Consider the following 22,615-nt stretch of genomic DNA (forward strand, 5'->3'; position numbering starts at 1 on the left):
CCCTACAGCCCCGTGCAGACATTTTGCGATGCGCTGTCCAGGAACGGCGCGAAGGGACAGCCCACATAGCGCAGCCGCACCGTCGCATTGCCCAGGTCCACCACGATCCGGTCGGCGCGGATCGCGGCGGGCGCATTGCCGACGCCGCCCATGCGCAGGCCGGCATTGTGCAGGCCAAGGAAGCTGATCATGTCATCCTGATCGATGCCGTCGCCCGACACGCCGATGGCGCCGACCAGCACATTGCCGCGATAGATGGGCACGGAACCGGGAAAGATCTGGATGCCGTTCTGCACCCGGTTCCGGTCGGAGACGGTCGGCACGGCCGAGCAGCGCTGCGGCGCGTCCGTCGCGCTGGCCCCCGTCACGAAGGCGAGATGGGCGGCGAGATCGCCCACCACCAGCGCCGATTGCAAGCCGGTGGAGAAGGGGTTGAACTGCGCTATGGGACGCGAAAAGGGCCCGTTGGGCCGCCCAACCTCGCCATCGGGAAAATAGGGACGGGAAAGATTGCCATTGGCGCGATCGGTGAAGGCATATCGCCCGGTCAACGCGGACGGATCGTTAAGGAAGGTCCGCGCCTTCCCCACGAAGGCCGCCACATCGGCGCTGCTGCTGCCCAGCAGGTCCGCCGCCGCGTGGGAACCGGAGAAGAAGGCCGCCGTCCGGGCCTTTTGCAGGCTGACGTCGGTGCCGAATATCGGCGCGTCGGGCGACCGGACGATGCCCAGCGCCTGCCCGCGCGTATCGACCAGGCTGATCGTCACCTGCGCCCGGCTGTCGAGCGGCTGGCGGATCTGCGCCCGCGCCCGGCTCATGACGGTGAAGGCTTCTTCGAGGATCGCGGTCACTTCCGCCGTCGTGAGCGGCTGCGCCACATCGCCGACGTCGGTTCCGGCGCGGATGGGGAAGCGGTCATTGCCCGACCCGTCGGTCAGGACGAAGGCGTCGGTCTTGGAAAATTCTGCGGACCGGGCCCGTCGGACGCCCGACGCCTCTGTACCATAAGCGACACCCGCCAGGATCATCGGTGCGGGATCGCCATAATAGCCGCGCACCGCGACCAGCGCGCCTTCGCTTCCGTTGATCGCGGCGAAGCTCACCGCACCCGTCGCGATCAGCCCGGAATAGGCCGCATCGGAATAGCGCAGCGAGGTGCCGTCCACCGTGATGCGATCAGCGCGGACAGTCTCGGGCGCCTCGAACCCCAGGGTCCCCGACAGCGCGATATATTCTTCCGGATCATTGTCATCGTCCAGCACATTGCCGTCGGAGCCATAGACGCCGTCCGCCATGACGCCGATGCCGCCGACCACCACGCCATTCTTGTAGAGCGGGAAGCCCCCCGGATCGCCCGCCAGCCCCAAGGGCGACCGCTTCGGCCCGATCATCGCCTGCGCGCCCGAGGAGACGAAGCGCGCCGAAAGGTCGGAACAGGGCAATTGGCTGAACTGCACGCCGAACAGCGGCCCGCTTTCCAGCCCGGCCGTGGTCGGCGCGGGCGGAAAATGCTGCTGCACGATCATGCTCGCCGTGCGGGTCGAAAAGGCGTTGCCGCCGCTCGACAGATAGGCGCCGGTGATCGCCTTGGCGATGGCGCCGGCCTCTGCGGGAACGGTCAGGTTCTGCGCGTCGATATTGTCGCCATTGGGTGCGGCGCTGGTGGTGGCGCCTGCCCGCGCGCCGGTCATGCGGAAGACCGCAAGCACATTGCCCACCCGGTCGGTCACGGCGATCACGGCGGGCAGGTTGCGCGCCCTTGCCTCCGCCACGGCATGCGCCACCACGGTTTCGACATCCGCGACCGTCAGCGATTCCTGCGCGGGCGTCCCATAGAGGCTGGCCGGCGTTGGCGTCGGGGTGGGCGCTGGCGTCGGCGTGCCGCTGCTGCCGCCGCCTCCCCCGCCGCAGGAAGAGAGGATCAACGCTGCGCTCGCGGCGAGTGCGCTCAGCCGATGATGCTGCGCCCTCATTGCAGCGCCCCGATGCTGCGCGCCGCGCTGCCCAATGCGGCGCGGAAATCGCCGGGGCGATAGCCGTTCGGCTCCCTGACCGCTGCATAGGCGCGGTTGACGTCCGCCCGGATGCCCGCCGCCGCGCCGATGGTGACGCGCCCGGATTTCACCAGACCGTTGAGCAGCGTGTCGACCGCCATCACCGCCTGCACCGACCCTTCATAATCGGTGAAGCGCGGCGAAATGGCGCTGCCCGCAATCTCGCGCACGATGGCGAAGGCCATGTCGCCCTGCATCCCGCCAGCCGCAAAGGCATCCGCCAGCGCTCGCGCGCTGCCCGCCAGCCTGCCCGCCGCCGCGACCGCCCCGGCCCGATCCCGCGCAATCGCAGCATGGAAGGCGCGGCTGTCCGCATCGAAGCGCCCGGCCAGTCCCGGCGCGGCCACACGCGCCGCCGCGGACAGCAGGATCATGTTCTCGTCATTGAAGGGCGGCATGCCCGCTGGAATCGGCCGGCCCGGATTGGCTTCCCATGTCTTGCTGCGCTCCGCCTGGTCGTAGATGCGGCGGTGGCAGCTCTGGCAATCGAAGAAATAGAATTCGGGGAAGGCTCCCTCCGTCCCCTTTGCCCCGGCATAGAGGGTCAGCGCCCGTTCCACCGCCATCGCCTGCCCCACGGCCCAGAGCTTCAGGCTGTCTGTCCGCCCCTTGCGCTGCGCATAGTCGCCATCCTCGTCATGATGCGCCTGCATGGAGGAGAAGAGGTCGAGTTCGAAGGAGATGCGCGGATGACCCGCCGCCATGATGCGGTGCGTGACGAACTGACCGTCCCGCGCGCTGCCGAAATGGCAATCGAGGCAGACCGATGCCCGTGCCTGCGGCCGGTCGAGCGGCGTCATGCCCGCCGCGACATTGGCGGCATGGCTCGCGCCCACGGCATAGTGGGAGGCGATCCAGCCGCTCGCCGGGCCATGGCAGGCCTCGCAGCCGACGCCATCCTGCGTCAGGAAGCGCGCGCCGCGCGCCGCCGCGGCGGTGGAATGGCAGCCAAGACAGGCCGGCGCGGAGGCGGCGTCGCCCAGCCCCAATGTCGCCGCGATCTGCCGGCCGCGCGTGCCGTTCAACACGGCATGGGCGCGGCTATGGGCGCCGCCCGGCGTCGACGGCTCCTGCCATCGCATCAGTTCGTCCTGACGCACGACCGTGCCGTCGCCCTCCATCCGGCCATGGCAGGTGGACCCCGCGCAGGAGGCTACGCCGGTATAGGCGCGCGCCGCCGGCGCGGCATCCGCCACGCCCCATTCGCCACCGGGCAGGCCGGACAGCAGCAGCCATCCCAGCAGCATGACGCCCAGCGCCATGCCGCCCAAGGACCTGCCTATCACCCTGCGCTTACCGCCCCCCATTCGTCACGCCCCCGTGCCGGCTGATTCGGACGCTTTCCCCTGCGTCCGCCGTGCATTTCTCTCTACGGGTTCAACCCGTTGTTTCAATCCCGTTTTACCTTTGTCCGCCGATCATCGCGCGCCGCCTTCTCCGCAGTCCGGTTCATCCGGTCCGCCGCAGGAGCGTTCCCACAGATCCTCATTGCCAGCGCCCGTCACCGGCTCGTCGATCAGCGGCGGATAGCCCTGCGCCACGATGTCGCGCAATTCGATGAGGGAGAGGGTGAAGATGCGGCTGACCGACACCGAAGGATCGAGCACGCCGTTCCAGGTATCCCTGCTGTCGAAGCCGGTGCCGGTACAGGCGGCGGGATTGCCGATGAGACAGCCGTTGACCTTCGACCCCAGGGCATAAGAACCATTGACGGCGACCAGCGGAACCGTCTCCAGCCCCTGCGCGAAACCGCCCATGGGCAGGGCAAGCCGCCCGTTGATGGCGATCTGCAACGCGGAGCCGCCCGAGCCGATCAGCAGCGCATTGGCCGTGAAGCCGCGCCGGTCCGGGATCGTGCTGGAGAGGCCGCTATTCTGGATGAAGAAGGTCTGGCTCGCATTCGCCAGGATCGTCCCTGCGCGCAGGATGCCCGTATCGTTCACCAGCCCATCATTCTGCGCCAGCCGCAATTCCCTGGCGATGAGCGAGCCTGTCGAAGCGACATCCGCCATGGCCGACAGGGACGCGGCGATGATGTTCGGGCTGTCCAGTGTCAAGACGCCGCCCAATCCGCCATTGCCGTCGCTGATGTCGATGGAGCCGGGACCGGCGACGATGTCCAGCATCTGCCCCGCCGACAGGATCAGCCCGCCCTGCCCCGAGCGTCCGGTCAGCCGTACCGCCCCTTCTACGCGCAGATGCCCGCCGGCGCCGATCGTCAGCAGGCCGCCACCCGGCAGATTGGCGGTGCCAAGGGTCAGATCCCGCACGACGATGTCGGGCGATCCCGCAACGCCCCGCGCGGGCGCGCCGATGGCGATGTCCGCCGCCGCTACCCGCGCCAGTTCCGCCGCCGACAGGCTGTAGGTTCCGGCGACGTCGCTGCCGCCGACATAAGCGGGCTGTTGCAGGTTCACCGCGTTGAAGACGATGCGGCTCGTTCCGCTCAGGCTGCCGATCCGCGCTGCCCCGCCAAGGACGATGTCGCCGGACGCCATCGTGATCGTCCTTGCGCCGACGGAAGCCGTCAGGCTCAGCAACCCTCCCGCGTTCAACAGGATGCCGCCCGTTTGCGACGTCACATTGCCGAAACTCGCCACGCCCGAGGCGGTGGCCGTCAGCGATCCCGCGGCGTCGAGCGCGGTCGCATCGATCGATCCGCCGGTGAGCGTCATATTGCCCCCCGCACTCGCATCGACAATGGAAAGAGCGCCGCCAGCGTTCAACAGCAACGCGCCTGCCGATGCCGTGGCCTGCGCTACGGCCATGTTGCCGGTCGCGCCGAGACTCACCGCGCCTCCGCTGGCCGTTATCGCTCCAGCCGATGCGATGTCGCCCACCATCAGGCTGCCGGCGCCCGCGTTCAGCAGGCTCTGGCCGCCCGCGCTTAGGCTGGCGGCGTCGATCCCCTGCCCGGACAGGGCCAGACTGCCGCCTGATGCTGCGTTGCCGATGGTCAGGCGATTGGCGGCGGCCATGACGATCGCGCCTGATGCACGGGCATCCGTTATGTTCAGGTCGGTTGAGGATTGCAGCAACAGGTCGCCATTGCGCGCCGTCAGGCCGCTGCTGACGATGGCGCCCGCGGCGATGTCGATCGCGCCCGCCGCCACTGCGCCGCCAAGCTGCGCAAGGCTCGACGGCCCCGGCGCGCGCACCTGGAGGAGTCCTGCAATATCGGCATTGCCCAGCAGCAGGCTGGAATTGACGATCAGATCGCCGCTCATCAGCGCATTGCCGATGCGGACCGGAGCGCCGGACGCCGCCAATCGCTGGGTATCGGCGGACAGCGTCCCGATGTCGATATTGGCGGCGGACAGGGTGCCGGTGCCCGCGCCAATGTCCAGCCGGCCGGAGACGGCGAAGTCGCCCCCGATCGCAATGCCGCCCGTCCCCAACAGATTGCCGGCGGAATCGACCTGATCGAGCAATGTGCCTGACGCCAGATCACCCAGCACTATGTCGCCCGCCCCGCCCAGGCCGATGGCTGCCGTGCCGCCCGCCCTGGCGGCAGCGCCCGTGCCGTTGACGCTGCCCTGCGCGAACAGCCGCAAGTCGCCGCCCGCCGTCAGGGCGCTGCCGCTGGCAAGGCCGATATTGCCCCCCGCGGCGAGGATCGTCAGACCTGCCACCGCGCGCAGGCTGCCCGCCGTTAACAGGGTGACATCGCCGGGAGTCGTGAACAGGATGCTGTTCGCAAACAGGCTGTCGCTGCCCAGTGGCCGCGCGGCATGGCTCAGGTCGATGCGCGTGCCCGAAGTTCCGGTGAGGGCGCCGGTCGCGGCCAGCCCCCCCGACCCTGTGAAGGCGAAGGAAAGCGGTCCATCGCTCGTGAAGCCGGCATTCCCACCCACCTGCACGGCATTGCTCGCCGCAAAGGAGATCCCGGAAAATCCGGCGACCGGAACACCTAGGCTGGAAAGCGCGAGCGATCCGTTGACGCGCAGCCCAGCGTTGGCGGCTGTGCTGCTGTCGGTGAAGCGGACCAGCCCGCTCATGTCGCCGTTCGCGCTCATGAACAATGCGTCGATCAGCCGCTGCGCGCCCGGTGACAGCAGGCCGCCATCGCCATTGGCCAGACTGGCGGTGCCGCCGCTGCCCAAGCCCGCCGCGCCCCCGGCCGATGCGCCCGCCGGCCCGGCGCCGCCGATTCCACCAAGCCCGCCCAATCCATCCGCGCGCAGGGTGAGGCCGCCCAGCACATAATCGCCATTACCCGCGTCGAACGCCGCAAGGCCGCCGATGCCGTTCCCGCCGCTACCACCCAGGCCGCCGGTGAGGCCCGCATTGCTGCCCGCGCTGCCATCTGCTCCGTTGCCACCCAGGCCGACCGCCGTGATGCTGTAGGCCGGCATCTGGGGCAAAGCGCTGCCAGTCGTCATGCGCGCATCCGCAATATGCAAGGTGGCGGAGCCAGCGAACCCATTACCGCCCGCACCGCCATTGCCGCCAACCGGCCCGGCCGTACCGATGGCTCCATCGCCACCCGTGGCATTGCCGCTGATACGCAGCGCGAGCCCCGTTATCGCCGCCGCTCCAGCATTGAGATCGAGCAGCGCCGTGCCGCCGGTCGCGTCGCCGCCATCCGCCCCGGCAAGGCCTGCGCCGCTGCGCACGCCGCTCTGGCCGCCCGCCCCGCCTAGCGCCTCGGCCAGCACGCCGATGTCACCGGCATCCAGCAGGATGGACGATCCGGTCAGGCCGAACGTCGCGCTACCGCCAAAGGCATCGCCGCCGCGCCCGCCGCTGCCGTCATGGCCCGTACCGCCAGCACCGCCCAGGCCGGCGGCGGTGACGCGCAGCGCGCCGCTCACCGTCGTCGTGCCGAACGCCAGATCGAGCATCGCAACGCCGCCCGTCCCCGTACCGCCGGCGCCGCCGGTCCCCCCGCCGCCGCCCATGCTGCCGATGCCGTCGGCGCTGACGGTCAGGCTGGCGAAAAGCGGATCGACGTCGACCAGCATGGCGGCGACGCCGCCCGTTCCCCGGCCGCCGGCTCCGCCCGCCGCGACGCCATAGAAAAATGTCGGATTGCCGTTATTGTCGAAACTGAAGAAGCCGCTATTGCCGGCCCCCCCACCCTGCCCGTCGGCCTTCACCGTGACCGTGCCGATCGCATGGCCTTCGTTCAGATAGGAGAAGCGCGCGGTCCCGCCCAAGCCATCGCCCGCTGCCGCGCCCGGCCCGTCGCTGCCGTTATTGCCGCCCGCCCCGCCAAGGCCCTCCGCCGAGATCAGAAGCGAAGGCGCGGTCAGCATGCCGCCTGCCAGCGTGACATCCGCGACGCCGCCCGTTCCACTGCCGCCGGAACCGGCGCCATAATTGCCGGGACCGTCGGAGCCCGTCTCCGCTCCATCGCCGCCCTGACCCGATGCGCGGACGACGGCCGCGCCGCTGATCGTGACCTGCCCGCCGCTCCCGGCGGTCATCAGCAGACCCGCAGTACCGCCCGTGCCGGTTCCGCCATCCGCCCCGTCGGCCTGAAAGACCGGATAGCCCAGACCGCCCGTGCCGCTGGCATCGATGCCGAGCGTCGCCATTTCCAGCGTGCCGCCCCGCGATTCGAGCAGTGCATGGCCGCCCAGGCCGGCACCGGCAATGGCTGCTACTGACGACGGGCCGTTCGCGCCGTCCGCTTCGCCGCCGGTGCCGTGAGCGCCCAGCGTCAGCGTGCCGATGGCCGCCGCGCCGCCGGAGATCAGGAAGCCGGCCGAGCCGCCCTGCCCGCTGCCCGCAAGGAACGCCGTAGTGCCCCCGCCTTCGCAGCTAAGGCAGTTCTCGCCTGCCGCGCCGCCGAAGCCGCTCGCCTGCGCATCCAGGAGATCGGCGGTCAGGCTGCCGCCCGATATGTTGATGTTGACCGTTCCGCCCGTGCCGCTGCCGGCATCGCCGCCATTGAAGGACATGCCGTCGCTGGAGGGCGCCGAGGCACCTTCCGCCGACAGGAACAGACTGCCGAAGCTGAGGTCGCCGGTGCCGGCAAGACCGAGGCGGCTTTCCACGAGGATGCTGCCGCCCAGCCCATCGCCCCCGCGACCGGCAACGCCGTCGGACGCCGCGCCGCCGCCCACGCCTTGGGCTTGCAGCGTCAGTTCGCCAGGCACCGAGAAATCGGCATCGCTGGCATGGAGCAGGATGGAACCGCCCGTTCCGTTCGATCCGTCGGCGCCCGCCGCGCCCCAGCCATCGGCAGAGACGCGGCAAAAATAGCTGGCGCAGTCGCTGAGCGAAAAACTGCCGCGCTGCCCGCCGGAAGCGCTGGCGAACAGGGTCACGCCGCCGCCGGTGCCGCTCCCCGCCACGCCCGGCGCATCGCCTGCAAAGCCTCCGGCGCTGGCATAAAGCCCCGCCGCACCGAAGCTGCCGCCCGCCGCGCCGATGCTGATGGTCCCGCCAAAGGCGTCGGCCGTTCGGGGCGTCAGGAAGGTCGATCCCGGAAAAGCGGGGAAGCTGGACGCATTGGCGGTGGCGAACAGATCCTCCGCAATCGCGAAGCTGCCCCCGTCATGCGCGGAGATGTTGATCCGCCCGGCCCGCAGCGTGCCGCCAGACGCGCCCCCGCCAAAGGCCTGCGCATCCGCATAGAGCGAAACGGATGTCAGGATATTGAGGTTGCCCGTGCCGCCGACGTCGATGTCGATCCCGGTGGCGCCGGGGATGGCCGCGCCATAGCTGCCGCCCTCCGTCGCATAGCCCGGCGCGGTGCTGGTGTCGGCGTTCAGGCTGGTCCATTCATGCGTGCCGCTGGAAATGGCGATACGGATGTCGCCGCCGGTCGCGTTGCCCGCCGCGCCCGTGCTGGCGATGCCGCCGGTCGCCAGCGCCCTGGCGCTGACGGTCCCGAGGTCGAGGCCGCCTGTTATGAAGCTGCCGGACGTGCCGTTGAGCGCAACGCTGCCGCCAATGGCGCTGCCGCCATCGACCGGCGGCACCGAAACCTGGAAAGCCGTGCCCGCGGAGGCGTCAAGCGCCGTGCTGCCGAAGCGCAGGCTCCCTCCCTCGGTGCCGGAGGGTCCGGCGGCGGTCAGCGCGGAGAGGGTGATCGCCCCGCCCGTGGCATTGCCGGACCTGTCGCTGCCATAGCCCGCATAGCCCACGGCATTGGCGATCAGGCTGGCCGCCGCGATCGATCCGCCCGTGGCGATCAGGTCGATCGTCCCGCCAATCGCGTCCCCGCCGATCAGCGGCGGCGCGCTGACGCCCGCCTCGCCATCGCCGCTGGCGTTCAGCGTCAGGCTGCCGGTGACGTCGATCTGTCCGTTGGTCAGGGCCGCGCCGCTGCCGCCGAAGGCGAGCAGGTCGATGCGGCCGCCCGTGGCGCCGCTTCCGGCGGTGAGGATCATGTCCCTGTCCGCGGCGATCGCGCCTGACTGATCGGCCCGCAGGGTGATGCCGCGTTCGGCGGACAGCGTGACATTTCCCAGGAAATGCGTTGTCGCGGCGGGACGTATGACGATGTCGCCGGTCGCCGTGCCGGTCAGGTCGTTCTGCCAGTCGCCCGATCCGATGCTGAAACCCGCCTCTACCGTCGCCGTGGCGTTGCGCGTGGTGATGAGGTTCCCGTCGGCGTCATGGGCGATGTCGGAACCCGCCGAGAGCACAAGGGCGCTCCCGTCCGGGGTGACCGCCGTCGCTGGCGTGTAGCCGACATTGCCCGACAGCAGCATGGTGAGTGCGTTGTTCTTCGGCACCGCGACCATGAAGATGCGCTGCGGGTCGGTGCTGCCCGCCGATTCAGGGCCGTTCGTCGTGCCGCTGTGCACCACGCCATTGGCGTCCGTGGTGCCGGCCGTGATGGCGATGTCGAACAGGCCGTTGTTGATCCGGATGTCGGCCGCTTCGGCCCCCACATAGGCGGTCGATCCGTTGACCGTGACCGTGCCGCCCTGCACCACGCGCGGCGCGACCAGAGCGACATAGCTGCCGGCCGAAAGCGCGTTGATCTGCGCGCCCGGAAGCAGTTCGACGGACGATGTGCTGCCCGCCGGGCCTGCGAAGCGGATATTGTTCCTGTCGAGGCCGTTGCTGATGTCGATGGCGTTGGCGGTCAGCACCAGCGATCCGACATTGAAGACGCTGTTCGCGCCCGCGATGATGCCGCCGGGCGAATAGAACCACACCGCTCCGCCGGTGCTTGGCGGGCTGCCGCTGACCTGGCTCTGCACCGTGCCGTTGAACGCGATCGCACGCGATACGGGCAGTCCGTTGCCGTCCAGCGGAAGGATGCGATTCAGCACCGTGAAGTCGCTGAACGAGCTGAACGTGACCGTGTTGCCCTGGGGCAGGAAGTCGATCGTGCCGGCACTGGCCGGCCCGCGATCGTCGGGCGTCCAGTCGATCACCGCCTGGGTCGAGTTCAGCGAGACGCTGTTCGTGCTCGGCGGGATATAGGCGTCGCCCGAAACTATGGATGGCGTGCCCTGGAACGCCTTCTGGCCAATGGCGGCGCCGGCCCCGAGCCCGACCGCCAGCGCCACGGCGCTTGTGCGGCCCAGCAGGGTCCAGAGCGAGAATGTGCCATGCTTCCTGGTCATCAACGCCTCCACGGCAAGATTTGCGTGGTCAGGGAAAGGAGCAGCCGCGTGTCGCCCCTTTCGGTCTGGAAACCGGCCTTGCGCAGGGGGGTCGCCAGTGTCAGGTCGAGCCGGGCATGATTGTCCCACGTGGCGCGCAGGCCGCCGCCCGCCGAATAGAGCTTCTGCGGGTCGAGCCCGGCGAAATTGGCGCTGTGATGCCACATCCAGGCCGCGTCGAAGAAGATGAAGGGCTGGAACGCGATGGCGCCGGGCGCCCGCGGCGTGATCCGTCCGTAACGCAGCTCCGCGCCTATGCCGACGCCGCTGTCGCCGGTGATGATGCCGGGATCGTAGCCGCGCCCTACAGTGTAGTTGCCCGCGCTCATCTGCTCGTAGGAAAGGAGCACGTCCGGGCTATATTGCGCCCTTGGCGACAGGGTGAAGGTCAGCCTCGGGGTCGGCCGATATTCCGCCTGGACACTCGCCCGCAGCACGAATGCGGAAGGATCGCCGTCCAACTGGCTGATCGGCGTTCTTGGGAAAGCGCAGTTGACGAGAGCCGCGCCGCACGCATCGCTCGCGCCCAGCCCTTTCAGGCCCTGGCGCGCCTCCATCATGCCGCCCAGCCGCCAGCGAGGCTCTATTCCCGAATAGCCGAGGGTGCTGACGATGCTGTCGGGATCGATCAGCTCGCCTTCCAGCCGCAGGAACAGCACGCGCAGCCGGTCGCGCGACAGCGGCACCTTGGGCGTGGCGGTGCCGAAGCGCAGGTCCTGGTTGACGATGTCCAGCCCGCCCGTCGCCAGCAGCGTATGCACCTGCCGCCGCGCCAGCGGATAGGCGAGCGCCGCCGTCGCGATCATCGTTTCGGACGATAGCGGTATGCCGTCGATCCCCGGCTTGCTCCAGGCATAGGTGAGGTCGCCCGACAGGCGCAGCCCGTCGTTGCCCAGCGCCATGCTGTGGCCGACCTGAAGCACCGTCTGCTCGCTCGGCTGGGCGGTGTTGAAGATGCTGAACAGCGTGCTGTCGCCCAGGCCGGTCATGTCGTTGAACCGCACGCGCGCCAGCCCGCCGAAGCGGCCGACCGCGTTGCTGCCGTAATTCTGGATGTTGACGTCCAGTTCGACGCGCTGGCGCACCACCTGCACCTCGCCCACCACTTCGCCGGGCGCCGTTCCCGCCGGGCGCAGCGCCAGCCGCACGTCATAGCCCGGCAGGTCGCGCGCCAGCAGCAGATGCCGTTCCGCATCGCGCACGTTGAACACCGGCTGGCCCTTCAGCGCCTCCATATGCGCGGCGATCAGCCTTTCGCCATTGCCGGCGTCGCCCCGCACCTCGATCGCCACCAGCCGCGCCATGAAGATGTCGAAGCGGACCGTGCCGCCCTTCTCGATACGCTGGGGCGGAACCTGCACCGCCGCCAGATAGCCCATTTGCCGCAGCATGGTCGCGGCCCGGTCGCGCACTTCGCACAGGGTGGCGATGGGCACCTCGCGCCCCGCATATTCGCGCCAGCTATCCTCCAGCGCCGCCGGATCGACGACACGCAGCCCTTCGAAACGCACATCGGCAAAATCGACCGCCACGCCGGCGTAGCGCGGATCGGCCAGCGGACAGGGTGCGCGCTCGACGCCGCCCACGACCGTCAGGCGGCTGCCCTGCGCGGACGCCTCCCCTGTCAGTTGCCCGCGCGTCAATTCCTCGCGCGTCGGTGCGCGCGGCGCGACCTGCGCCGTCGCCGCCATGGGCAGCAGCATCGCCAGCGCCATGGCCGCCGAACCTCCCAAAGCGGAAGCCCGCTTGTGCCCCTTCTTCCCCATAGACGTCCCCAAAGCGTCAAGGGCAGCCCTTTCCCTCATGGCTGCCCCACCCCTGTCTTCAGGCGCAGGCTTTTTGCCCGTCACCCCTTTCCCGCGACCAGAGCGTTTCCCAGGCAGGCGAAACCTGCTGACCCGGAAAACGCTGCGAAGCTAATCTGGAGCAGCCGAACCGATGCCACCGGACCGGACTGCGCTCCAGCCGCCGGTTAACAGCGGCCGCGCCCCGCGACAATCAATTCCGCGCAGCGCCGTCCGACAGCGCCGCCGTCTCCACCAGCAGGTCGAGCTGCGCCGTGCATTGATGCGCGATCAGGCCCGATGCCATGCCGTCCAGCCCCGAAGATGCAGGATCGAGCAGTGCGAAGCGGACATCGGCGGCGCGGGAGCCATCGGTCAGGCGATAGGCCGCGCCGTCCCGCACCGGCGCGGCGACCGGCCAGGCGGCGATCGATTCACCCGTCCCGAAACTCGCCGTCGCCTGCACGCCCCCGCCGCTGATGCGCACGGTCGCGGGCCTTGCCGCGTCCACGCGCCACAGGCGCACGGCGGCGGGATCGGCGATGCAGAGCGTTCCGGACTGCGCGATGTCCACCATCCAGAGATTGGGCCGACGGGGCGGCGTGGCCGGCGCTTCACCGACGCCGCCGCGCACCGCCCCGGTTCGCGCCCGCCGCACCCGCTTCGTATCCAGCAGGGCGGAGAGCATCACGCCATTGGCCGGCGCTGCGCTGGCGGCGGCGGCCGCATGGAAGCTTCCCGGCCCGCGCAGCGTCCGCGTGCCCCTTGCGTCCAGCAGCGTCACCACATCGCCCGCCTTCAGCACCAGCGACCCGCCATCGGCCAGCTTGCTTCCCGGCCTGTAGGTCGCGGCCGATGGACCGGTAGCGCGGACCACCATGGTCTCCGCCGCGGCCTGCGCACCCAGCCCGGCGGCGACACATCCGGCCAATGCGCATTGCGCGGCAAGCTTACCCCAGACCATAGCTTCCTCCTTCCCCGACATATTCATAACGATATAGCAGATTGGCGATGGCCGCATCATCGGGATGATGGTTAACCATCGCTTTGAGACGTTCTCGCGCGGCGCTTTGCGCTACGGCATCCTCGCCGTCGAACGCCGCCAGTATCTCGGCCAACGCCGCCCGGTCCTCCACCGGAAATTCAGGCGCGGGCTCGAACAGGTCGACGGGGGTCGAGCGTCCGCGCAGCCGCACCCGTCCCATCGGCCGCCACCAGTCCAGCCCCGACAGCAGCATCGCGTCCCGGCTTACCAGCACAGTGGTTTCCAGTGCCTTGTTCGCCGCTTCCAGCCGGGACGCCGTGTTCATGCTGTCCCCCAGCGCAGTATATTGGATGCGCCCCTCACCCCCGAAATTGCCGACGATCGCTTCGCCATGGTGCAGCCCGACGCGGGTTCGCCCGATCGGCGGCACGCCCGGCGGCAGGTCGCGGCGAAAAGCCTCCCCCGCCTGCCACATCGCATAGGCGGCGAGCGCGGCGTTGCGCCCGTCGTCGGGCCGCGCGATGGGCGCGCCCCAAAAGGCCACCACCGCGTCGCCGACGAATTTGTCGATGGTCCCGCCATGGGCCAGCACCACGTCGCTCAGCATGTCGAGATAGCGGTTCAGCAATTGGGCGACCATTTCCGGCGCGATGGCGTGGCTGAGCTTGGTGAAGCCCTCCAGATCGGTGAACAGGGTGAAGATCTGCCGCTTTTCACCATGCAGCGCCAGCTTCTCCGGCTCCGCCAATATCTGCGCGGCGATGTCGCGGGGCAGATATTTGCCGAGCGCAGCCTGGGCAAAGCGCCGCTGTTGCGAGGTCACGGCCCGCGCCGCCACCCCGATGGCGGTGAAGGCCAGCACCCATCCCAGCACCCAGCCGACGGCCGGCAGTCCCTTGGTGTCCCACCCCCGCGCCTGCAACCAGAGCGGCACACCCGCAATCGCTCCCGCCTGCGCCCCCAGCGCGGGAACCAGCGCGAACCAGCGCAATTCCGCCAGGCTGGTGAGCCCCGCCGCACAGATCACCAGCAGCGCGGCCAGCCAGCGCCACCCCTCCGGCACCGCGACCAAGCGCGCGCCATCCAGCAATTGCGCCAACATCGTCGCATGCACTTCCAGCCCGATCATGGTCGACCGGGCTTGCCGCCCCGACAATGGCGTCTCGAACTGGTCGATGTCGACAATGTCGCCGCCGATCAGCACATGCCGTCCGCGCACCATGGCGGCCAGCGCCGGGGCCATGGCGGGATCGGCCAGGGTGTCGATCTGGAGGCTGGGGATCACCGGCTCCTCCGATCCGTCCGCCTGCCTGACCGGCAAACGGAATCGGATCGCGCCGCGATAGTCGCGAAAGGATGGCGAGGGCTGCATCGCCAGCGTCAGCAGGGGCGGTTGGCCCGGCGTGGGGACGGGCCAGCTTCGCGCCACATTGTCGGCATCGGTCTCCAGCCGGATGCTGGCCGGGCGGACTTTCGCCGTCCGCGCCGCCCGCACGAAGCGATCCAGAAATTGCTGTTGCTCGAAGATGATCTGTTCCTGATTGTCGCCCAGATTGGCGTAGCCCAGCCAGACAGGCGTGTGCATGGACCGCAGGACGGAAAGCAGTTCGCCATCCTCGTCCTGCGGCTGGTCGAACAGGATGTCGATGCCGATCGATTTGGCTCCCATGGCATCCATGTTGCGGAGCGCCTGCGCCAGCAGACCCCGGTCCAGCGGCGACCGCTTGCGCGTGGCGATCAGCGTCTGGTCGTCATAGACCACCATCAGGATGCGCTGGTCCTGCGCGACCCGCGGTGCGAAGGTGGCGGCTCGCCAGTCGTAAAGGCCCCTTTCCGCGTCGGCGGTCGGTATTTCCCGCGCCGCGCCGCTGCCGAGCGGCCTGTTCCAGTCCCAACCGGCGAGGAACAGCGCCAGCAGCAGCAGCGCGCCGGTCGCCACCAACCGCCAGCGGCCCGTGTCCCGCACCAGTCGCGCACCGCGGCGCAGCAGGCCCCGCGTCGGCATGGCGATCAGCGGCGCGCGATCAGCGGACGCGCGCCGTCACCGATGATGGCAAAGCCGGACCAGTAGAAAGGATGCGACGTCTCCGGATCGTCCATCAGCCTGATCTGCGCCGCCCGCAGCGCGTCGGCCACAGGCTGGTCCGCCCCGACCGCGAACAGGCCGCCCATCAGCCTTTCGGTCGCGCGATAATCCTCCGGCGCCGGCCAGTGGCTGGCGATGACGGCGCGGCTCCCCGCGCCGATGAAGGCGCGCACCAGCCCGTCCAGCGCCCCGCCGCCGCCGGAAAGCCCGGCCGCCCGCGTCGTTTCCACCCCCGCCGCGCCCGCCGTGTCGCAAGCGGACAGGACGACCAGATCGGCATTCAGCCGCAGGTCGAAAATTTCGCTGAACTGCAACAGCCCGTCCGATTTGCCGTCCGGCGCGAAACTGGTGAGCAGGGCGGGCCGGGCCGGGCATCCCGGATGGGGCGGCGTCACCAGCCCATGGGTCGCGAAGTGCAGGATGCGAAAGCGGTCGAGATCGCCGCGCGCCATCACCGCTTCGTCAGTGAAGGCCGCGCCGGTGATCAGTTCGCTGCCCTGCCCGCCAATGGCTTGCGCCGCTTCCCGCAACTCGGTGGCCGGAATCGGCCGGTTCCACTGCTGTGGCGACCAACCGCAATCGTCGCCCGTCCCGTTGGACAGGCTCCCGCGGCTGGAGGCGGCCAGCACCGCCCCTGCCAGCGGCGCATTGTCGCCAAAGCCGATATAGTTCTGCGCCGCGCCGGAGGGCGCAGCCGCCCGCGCATCGCGAAAGGCGCGGGCCGACAGGGCCGTGCTCACCGCATGGTCGCGCCCCAGCCATTCGACGCCGCGAAAGTCGAACTCGTCGCCCCCGCGGGCCACCCGCGCTTCATAGGCATTAACGCCCGCCTGCCCCGCGACCAGCAGATTGACCGGCAGTTGCAGCATCGCTCCGTCCGGTTCGAAGATCAGGTGCCGCGCCGCCGCCAGCCGCTGCTCCACCGGCCCGAACAGGTCGAGATAGAGGCTGCGCGCCACCGGCAGGTCCAGCGCATAGGTGGTCTGTGCGCCGTTCACGTCGATGGAGATCGTCTCGCGCAGCGCCGCCACCTTGCGAGCCACGTCCGTCGCGCTTGCCGTGAGCCGGTATCCGGTTGCCCCCGCGCCGTCGATCCACAGCGCGTAGAGCGCGTCGCCCAGTTGCGCCAGCTTGTAATAGCCCTCCCCAGGATTCAGCGTCGCCTGCATTTCGGCCAGCGTCAGCCCCTGCGGGCTGAGGGCGCGATATTGGGGATAAGCCGCCAGCGAGGACAGCGTATTGGCCTGATCGGCCGCGAGTTGGTCGATGTCGGCCTGCGCCCGCGCCATGTCGGGCAACAGCGCCTCCTGCCGCTCCGCCGCCTGCTGCAATTGCGCAAGCGCGATCCGTCCGCGCTCTATGTCGCGCGAGAGGGAGACCGACTGCCGGAACAGCCGCGCCGCCTCTCCATCCCCGGCGGACAGCTCGCGGCTCAATTGCTCCAGCGTATCGGCAGCGCCGGGCCGCAGCAGCATCTGCGACGCCGCGAACAGATCGGCGGTCAGTTCCGGTCGCGTGGGAATTTCCTGCGTCAACAGGTTGAAATAAGGCTGGAGCTGGTTCGCCATGCCGGTCAGCGTGGCGCGATTCTCCATGGTGGAGGCGACGATGCCGCGATAGATTGTCAGCGCATCCTCATTGCGGCCACGCCGGATGAGGAACGCCCCCAGCCGCGCCCTTGCGCCGTTCAGCGCCACCGTTTCGGGATATTGCGCGCCCAGCAGGGTCAGCGCCTGATTCAGCTGACGCTCAGCCTGCCCATAATCCCCCTGCGCTTCGTAGGTCAGTGCGATCTCGCCCAGAAGCTGGGCGCGCAGGCGCGTGATCGACGTGACCCGCCCGTCGCGGATCGCAACCGCGCGCGCCATCGCCTTCGACAGCACGTCCCGAGCCGGTCCCGGCTGGCCCGACAGGCGCAGGATCGTTCCGCGCAACTGCTGCGCCTGCGCGTCGATGATCGCCGCCCGCTCGACCGGCGTCAGCCTATTGTCCTGCCGCACGCCGAGCGCGCGGGCCTGCATCGCCCCGCTGCTCATTTCGGCGGCCACCTCGGGCGGCACGGAAACCCCGCCGTTTCCGTCTGCCGCCACGGTCGCAACGCTGCCAGCCAGGGGACGGTCCAGTATCGCCAACGCGCCGGCCGTATCCTGCCGGTTGATATGGTGCATGGCCTCGAAATTGCGGCGCAGGCGGATTTGCACCGCATCGGCGGTCGTGATCCCGCGGGCTTCCGCGAAGGCCGCGTCGGCCTGATCGAACAGCCCCAGATTGGACAATTGCAGGCCGCGATTGACCAGATATTCATGCGCCCGGTTCGCCCGCTCCGCCGGCGTCAGCTTCGCCGCATCGGGATCGCGCGCCAGCCGGTCGGTCAGGCTGTCGAAAAACTCCGCCGCTTCGGCATAATTGCCCGACGCATTGCGCCGGTAGCCCTCGGCCAGCACGGTCTGCGGGTCCAGCGTCGCGGCCTGCAAGCGGGCGTAACCCGCATCGTTCGTCCCCACCGTCGCAATGTCGACCTTGCCCGGCACGATCCGCCCTGCCATGACGGAGCGCAGCCCCAGATCCAGGGCGCTTGTATAGGCTGCATAGCCCTGGGCGACATAGACCGTCTTGCTGCGCTCGACAGTCAATATGCGATAGGCGCCGACTGCGCCCGTGCAGTTGCGCATGAGCGCCGCCCCCATGCCGGGCAGGCTGACGCCGCCGGGGGCATTGCACTCGACCGCCATCTTGCGCGACGACGCCAGCCGGTCCAGCAAGCTTGCGTCCCCATCGCCCGAACCGCGCCGCAGCGCATATATCTGTCCCACCGGGCGCGCAGCATCCCGGCACACCAGCGTCCATGCGCGATCGAACATGGTTCGCGCGGCGGGATCGCCGGTGGCGCTCTGCGCCTGGCACAGCGCGCCGCCCTCGCTGCCGATGCGGAAGCTGTCCCTCAACAGCGGACGGTCGCCAGCTGCCTGGGCATGTGCCGCCACAGACAGACTCAAGGCGGCCCACATGGCAGGCCCGCGAACCAACTTCCCCAAAGCGCTCAAAGGCTTGTCCCCCAAACCCCGCCGGATATGTCCGTGCAAGGCCCCCCTTAGCATGATCGGGCCGTCATAACGCCGCCCGATGGTGCGCCGCAAGGCGAAAGGCACCGGGCAAGGCCCTGTTCGCCGCCTCGTTCGAAGGAGTGAGGCAGGGATGTGACAGTTGAGCAAGAATCAATCTTTCCAGCGCAATTTTCATTGCATCATGGGAAAGGCCTGATCTAGATTGTCTCAACCCAATATTCATGGATGATCGAAGTTGAACAGCCGGCGTCCACAATAACCATAATTGCATGTTCACTACAGGGAGGATGATATGACAAGATTTCCCCGCCATGAATCCGTATTGCGTTTGTCCGCATCATGCCTTGTTCTGGCACTGTCAGGCCTTTCTACTGCTGCGCTTGCGCAAGCGACCGACAGTTCGTCCAACTGGTCGGGCAATGAGATCATCGTCACTGCGACCAAACGCAATGAATCGATCCAGAATGTTCCCTTTTCCATCAACGCGCAGACCGCCGAAGCCATGCAGCGCATGGGCGCCACCTCGATCGAGGATGTGTCGCGCAGCGTCGCGGGGCTGACCGTCCAGAATCTCGGGCCCGGCCAGAGCCAGGTGTCGGTGCGCGGCGTATCGGCGGGCCAGGTGGTCCGCGACCAGCCGGGCGTCAAGGAACAGGTCGGCGTCTATCTGGACGAATCCGTAATCTCCATGTCGCTGTTCACGCCTGATTTCGACCTGTTCGACCTCGATCGCGTGGAAACGCTGCGCGGACCGCAGGGCACGCTGTTCGGATCGGGCTCCGAGGGCGGCACCGTCCGCTACATCACCAAGCAGCCGAAACTCGGCCAGACCGAAGGGACGGTGGAGGGCGGCGTCAATGTCCTGAAGGGCGGCGATGTCGGCTATTCGGGCAAGGGCGCGATCAATCTGCCCCTGGGAGAGACGGCGGCGATACGCGCGGTCGGCTATGCGGAACATTATGCGGGCTTCATCGACGCGATCGGCCCGGCCGCGGGCAAGAACGTCAATGACGGGCGCCGTTATGGCGGGCGTCTCAGCCTGCTCTGGGAACCCGCGCCGGGCATCAAGCTGACGCCGCGCATCATCTATCAGGACATCAAGACCAACGGCTTCAACCGGGAGGACAGCTATCATCTCTATTATAACGAGCTGATCAGTCCGCTCGACATCCTGCCCGAGCGCACCCAATATCTGAAGCTGCGCGAGGAGTTCCGCGACAAGACCACGCTGGCGGACCTGACGGCGAACATCGATGTGGGATCGGACATCGCGCTGACCTCGATCACCACCTATATCCATCGCGACATCCTGGTCAGCCGCGATGCGTCGGCGCTGACCGGATCGGTGTCCATCACGCCCTTCGTTGACAGATTCGGCGCCGATCCCGCCATCGCCAATCTGCCCTCAAACCTGCGCGACACGACCAAGCTTGAACAATGGACGCAGGAACTGCGCCTCGCCTCGACCGGGGCAGGCCCGTTCCAATGGGTGATCGGCGGGTTTTACAGCCATGTAGACCGCGACTATGCCCAGCGGCTCCCGACCCCCGGCTACGACGCGTTCATCGACGCGGCGCTCGGTGCAGGGACTTCGGCAGGGGCAGCCAATGGCTTCCCGCTCAACTCGCCCTATAATGCCGATATACCCTACATCATCAAACAATATGCTGCCTTCGGCGAGGCGAGCTACAAGCTGGGCCAGTTCAAGCTGACCGCGGGCGGACGCTATTATGACTTTAGCGAAAAGCGCGATTTCAAGACCGGCGGCGTCTTCCCCAATGGCGATAACCGCGTGGGCGACAAGACCGGTTCCACCGGCTTCTCCCCCCGCTTCATCGCCAGTTATGAGGCCAATCGCGACCTGACCTTCAACGTCCAGGCGTCCAAGGGCTTTCGCCTCGGCGGCGTCAACGATCCGCTGAACCTGCCACTTTGCGATGGCGGCGCGACCGGGCCGGATGCGGCCACCTACGGCAACCGGCCGACCTTCGACGACGAAACGCTGTGGAACTATGAAGCTGGGGTGAAAGCGTCGGGCGGCGGCGTCACCTTCAACGCGGCGGTGTTCTACAACGACATCAAGAACCTTCAGGTCACGGCGGATGCGGGAAGCTGCTCCTCGCGCATCCTCTTCAACGTGCCGAAGGCGCATACGGCAGGCCTGGAAGCGGAACTGAGCGCCCGCGTCTCCCCCAATCTCGACCTGTCGCTGAGCGGCAGCTACATCGACTCGGAAATCGACAGCAACGTCACCGACGCGGGCGGCGCGATCATCGCCGGCATCCGCAAGGGCAACCGCCTGCCCACCGTGCCGAAGTTCCAGATGGCGGCGGCGGCAACCTATACGGCGGAAGTCGCGCCGGAAACCGACTGGTCCTTCACCGCCAGCTTCCAGCATGTGGGCGACCGCTATACCCAGCTTGCCGATCAGGAACCGGGCGCGGGCAGCTTCCCCAATTCCATCTATTATGATCCGGCCACGGGCGCCTATGGCACCGGCGCCTTCGACTTCGGCTCCTACAAGCTCGGCGCCTATAATCTGGTCAACCTGTCGACCGGCATTAGCTGGAACAGCGGCCTGTCGGTCACGCTCTACGTCAACAATCTGTTCGACGAGAATGCGCTTTACTCGCTGGACCGGGAGCGCGGCGGCCGGGGACGGCTGGGCTATAATATCGGCACCCCGCGCAAGATCGGCGTGACTGTCCGCAAGGACTTCTAGAACCGCCTCCACCCGGGACGCCGGAAGCGAAGCCGCTTCCGGCGTCCTTGTTTTTGGGCGATACAGCCGGCCGATCCGCCGCTATGGTCGCCGGGTGATCGAGACCGGGACTGTCGTTGCGCAGGGAATGCGCTTTATCGAGGGCGGCGCCTTCGCCATGGGCTCGGACCGTTTCTATCCGGAGGAAGCGCCGGTCCGGCAGGTCCGCGTGGACGGCTTCTGGATGGACGAGACGCCCGTCACCAACCGGCAGTTCGCGCAGTTCGTGGAAGCCACCGGCTATCGCACCGCCGCGGAGACCGCGCCGGACCCCAAGGATTATCCCGGCATGGCGCCTGAAATGGCGCGTGCCGGATCGCTGCTGTTCCAGCGCACGGCGACGCCGGTGGACCTGGGCGACTTCAGCCAATGGTGGCAGTTCAGCTTCGGCACCGACTGGCGTCACCCCCATGGCCCTGACAGCAATCTGGACGAGCTTTGGGATCATCCGGTCGTCCACATCGTCTTCCAGGATGCGGAGGCCTATGCCCGCTGGGCAGGCAAGGCGCTGCCGACCGAGGCGGAATGGGAATTCGCGGCGCGCGGCGGGCTGGACGGCGCGGACTATGGCTGGGGCGACGAGCTTGCGCCGGGCGGAGCGATGCTGGCCAATTACTGGCAGGGCATGTTCCCCTACAGCAATCTGCTGGAGGACGGCTATGAACGGACCTCCCCGGTCCGGACCTATGCGCCCAATGGCTATGGGCTCTACGACATGATCGGCAATGTCTGGGAATGGACCGCCGACTGGTATGCCCCACCCAGGGTCGAGCGCAAGGCGAAGGGAAGTTGTTGCGTTCCGGCGAACCCGCGCGGCGGCGCGAAGCGGGAAAGCCTGGACCCCGCCAATCCGCATGTGCCGATCCCGCGAAAAGTGCTGAAGGGCGGTTCCCATCTCTGCGCGCCCAGCTATTGCCAGCGCTATCGCCCCGCCGCCCGACACCCTCAGGCGGTGGACAGTTCCACCAGCCATATCGGCTTTCGCTGCATCGTCCGCGAGCCGCGGCCCTGATTATCCAAGAACGGAAAAGACGTCATGCTCAACATGCCCTGGGACCAGCCCGCCACCATGATCGACCTGGACGGCAAGGCGCCGATCATCGGCACGATCCGCGATTGCGCCCAGCATTTCGCGATCTTCAAACCCCATGCGAAGGAACAGGCGCGCATCCTGCTGACCCAGCCCGTCCATCGCGAAGGCCGCAAGACGCGGACCTGGGTGCTGGAACCCTGGGAGATCGAAAAGCTGGTCGAGCGGATGAAGGCGGAGGTGCATTGAATTTGCGCCGGATTTGACAAGGACCATG

At 68.3% G+C, this 22,615-nt stretch carries 10 protein-coding genes; 3 read left to right on the top strand and 7 right to left on the bottom strand.

Features of this window, described 5'->3' with window-relative positions; translation table 11 throughout:
- Positions 1–2: 2 nt before the first annotated feature.
- From EWH10_RS12450 to EWH10_RS12480, 7 genes are all read right to left on the bottom strand, one after another.
- Positions 3–1,973, bottom strand: a complete 1,971-nt coding sequence (locus EWH10_RS12450; protein WP_130029994.1) for a heme-binding protein — start codon at positions 1,971–1,973, stop codon at positions 3–5.
- Positions 1,970–3,361, bottom strand: coding sequence for a multiheme c-type cytochrome (locus EWH10_RS12455; protein WP_065847842.1), 1,392 nt, complete (start codon positions 3,359–3,361; stop codon positions 1,970–1,972). The genes EWH10_RS12450 and EWH10_RS12455 overlap by 4 nt, the downstream gene beginning before the upstream one ends.
- Before the next feature lie 111 nt (positions 3,362–3,472).
- Positions 3,473–10,588, bottom strand: coding sequence for a histidine kinase (locus tag EWH10_RS22130; RefSeq protein WP_130029995.1), 7,116 nt, complete (start codon positions 10,586–10,588; stop codon positions 3,473–3,475).
- Complete coding sequence (locus EWH10_RS12465) at positions 10,588–12,393, bottom strand: ShlB/FhaC/HecB family hemolysin secretion/activation protein (RefSeq protein ID WP_065847834.1); 1,806 nt, start codon at positions 12,391–12,393, stop codon at positions 10,588–10,590. The genes EWH10_RS22130 and EWH10_RS12465 overlap by 1 nt, the downstream gene beginning before the upstream one ends.
- A 232-nt stretch (positions 12,394–12,625) precedes the next feature.
- Positions 12,626–13,375, bottom strand: coding sequence for a hypothetical protein (locus EWH10_RS12470; protein ID WP_130029996.1), 750 nt, complete (start codon positions 13,373–13,375; stop codon positions 12,626–12,628).
- Positions 13,362–15,401 carry an adenylate/guanylate cyclase domain-containing protein gene (locus tag EWH10_RS12475; protein WP_065847891.1) on the bottom strand — a complete coding sequence of 680 codons (2,040 nt, stop codon included), beginning with the start codon at positions 15,399–15,401 and terminating at the stop codon, positions 13,362–13,364. Before EWH10_RS12475 ends, EWH10_RS12470 begins: the two co-directional genes overlap by 14 nt.
- A gap of 5 nt (positions 15,402–15,406) precedes the next feature.
- Positions 15,407–18,478 carry a CHAT domain-containing protein gene (locus tag EWH10_RS12480; RefSeq protein ID WP_130029997.1) on the bottom strand — a complete coding sequence of 1,024 codons (3,072 nt, stop codon included), beginning with the start codon at positions 18,476–18,478 and terminating at the stop codon, positions 15,407–15,409.
- A gap of 361 nt (positions 18,479–18,839) precedes the next feature.
- On the opposite strand from EWH10_RS12480, the gene EWH10_RS12485 reads away from it, so the two are divergent.
- The 3 genes from EWH10_RS12485 to EWH10_RS12495 all read left to right on the top strand — a co-directional run bounded on the left by EWH10_RS12485 (position 18,840) and on the right by EWH10_RS12495 (position 22,587).
- On the top strand, positions 18,840–21,269 hold the full coding sequence (locus tag EWH10_RS12485) for a TonB-dependent receptor (protein ID WP_065846928.1): 2,430 nt from the start codon (positions 18,840–18,842) through the stop codon (positions 21,267–21,269).
- A gap of 127 nt (positions 21,270–21,396) precedes the next feature.
- Positions 21,397–22,320 carry a formylglycine-generating enzyme family protein gene (locus EWH10_RS12490; protein WP_065846930.1) on the top strand — a complete coding sequence of 308 codons (924 nt, stop codon included), beginning with the start codon at positions 21,397–21,399 and terminating at the stop codon, positions 22,318–22,320.
- A gap of 24 nt (positions 22,321–22,344) precedes the next feature.
- Complete coding sequence (locus tag EWH10_RS12495) at positions 22,345–22,587, top strand: hypothetical protein (protein ID WP_025546665.1); 243 nt, start codon at positions 22,345–22,347, stop codon at positions 22,585–22,587.
- Positions 22,588–22,615 lie beyond the last annotated feature (28 nt).

This window comes from Sphingobium fuliginis, from assembly GCF_004152845.1.
Classification (GTDB): domain Bacteria; phylum Pseudomonadota; class Alphaproteobacteria; order Sphingomonadales; family Sphingomonadaceae; genus Sphingobium; species Sphingobium fuliginis.

Bases quoted from the DNA above. Each gene is read 5' to 3' on its own strand.
- EWH10_RS12450 (WP_130029994.1), bottom strand. From the start codon at position 1,973: ATGAGGGCGCAGCATCATCGGCTGAGCGCACTCGCCGCGAGCGCAGCG.
- EWH10_RS12455 (WP_065847842.1), bottom strand. From the start codon at position 3,361: ATGGGGGGCGGTAAGCGCAGGGTGATAGGCAGGTCCTTGGGCGGCATG.
- EWH10_RS22130 (WP_130029995.1), bottom strand. From the start codon at position 10,588: ATGACCAGGAAGCATGGCACATTCTCGCTCTGGACCCTGCTGGGCCGC.
- EWH10_RS12465 (WP_065847834.1), bottom strand. From the start codon at position 12,393: ATGGGGAAGAAGGGGCACAAGCGGGCTTCCGCTTTGGGAGGTTCGGCG.
- EWH10_RS12470 (WP_130029996.1), bottom strand. From the start codon at position 13,375: ATGGTCTGGGGTAAGCTTGCCGCGCAATGCGCATTGGCCGGATGTGTC.
- EWH10_RS12475 (WP_065847891.1), bottom strand. From the start codon at position 15,401: ATGCCGACGCGGGGCCTGCTGCGCCGCGGTGCGCGACTGGTGCGGGAC.
- EWH10_RS12485 (WP_065846928.1), top strand. From the start codon at position 18,840: ATGACAAGATTTCCCCGCCATGAATCCGTATTGCGTTTGTCCGCATCA.
- EWH10_RS12490 (WP_065846930.1), top strand. From the start codon at position 21,397: ATGCGCTTTATCGAGGGCGGCGCCTTCGCCATGGGCTCGGACCGTTTC.
- EWH10_RS12495 (WP_025546665.1), top strand. From the start codon at position 22,345: ATGCTCAACATGCCCTGGGACCAGCCCGCCACCATGATCGACCTGGAC.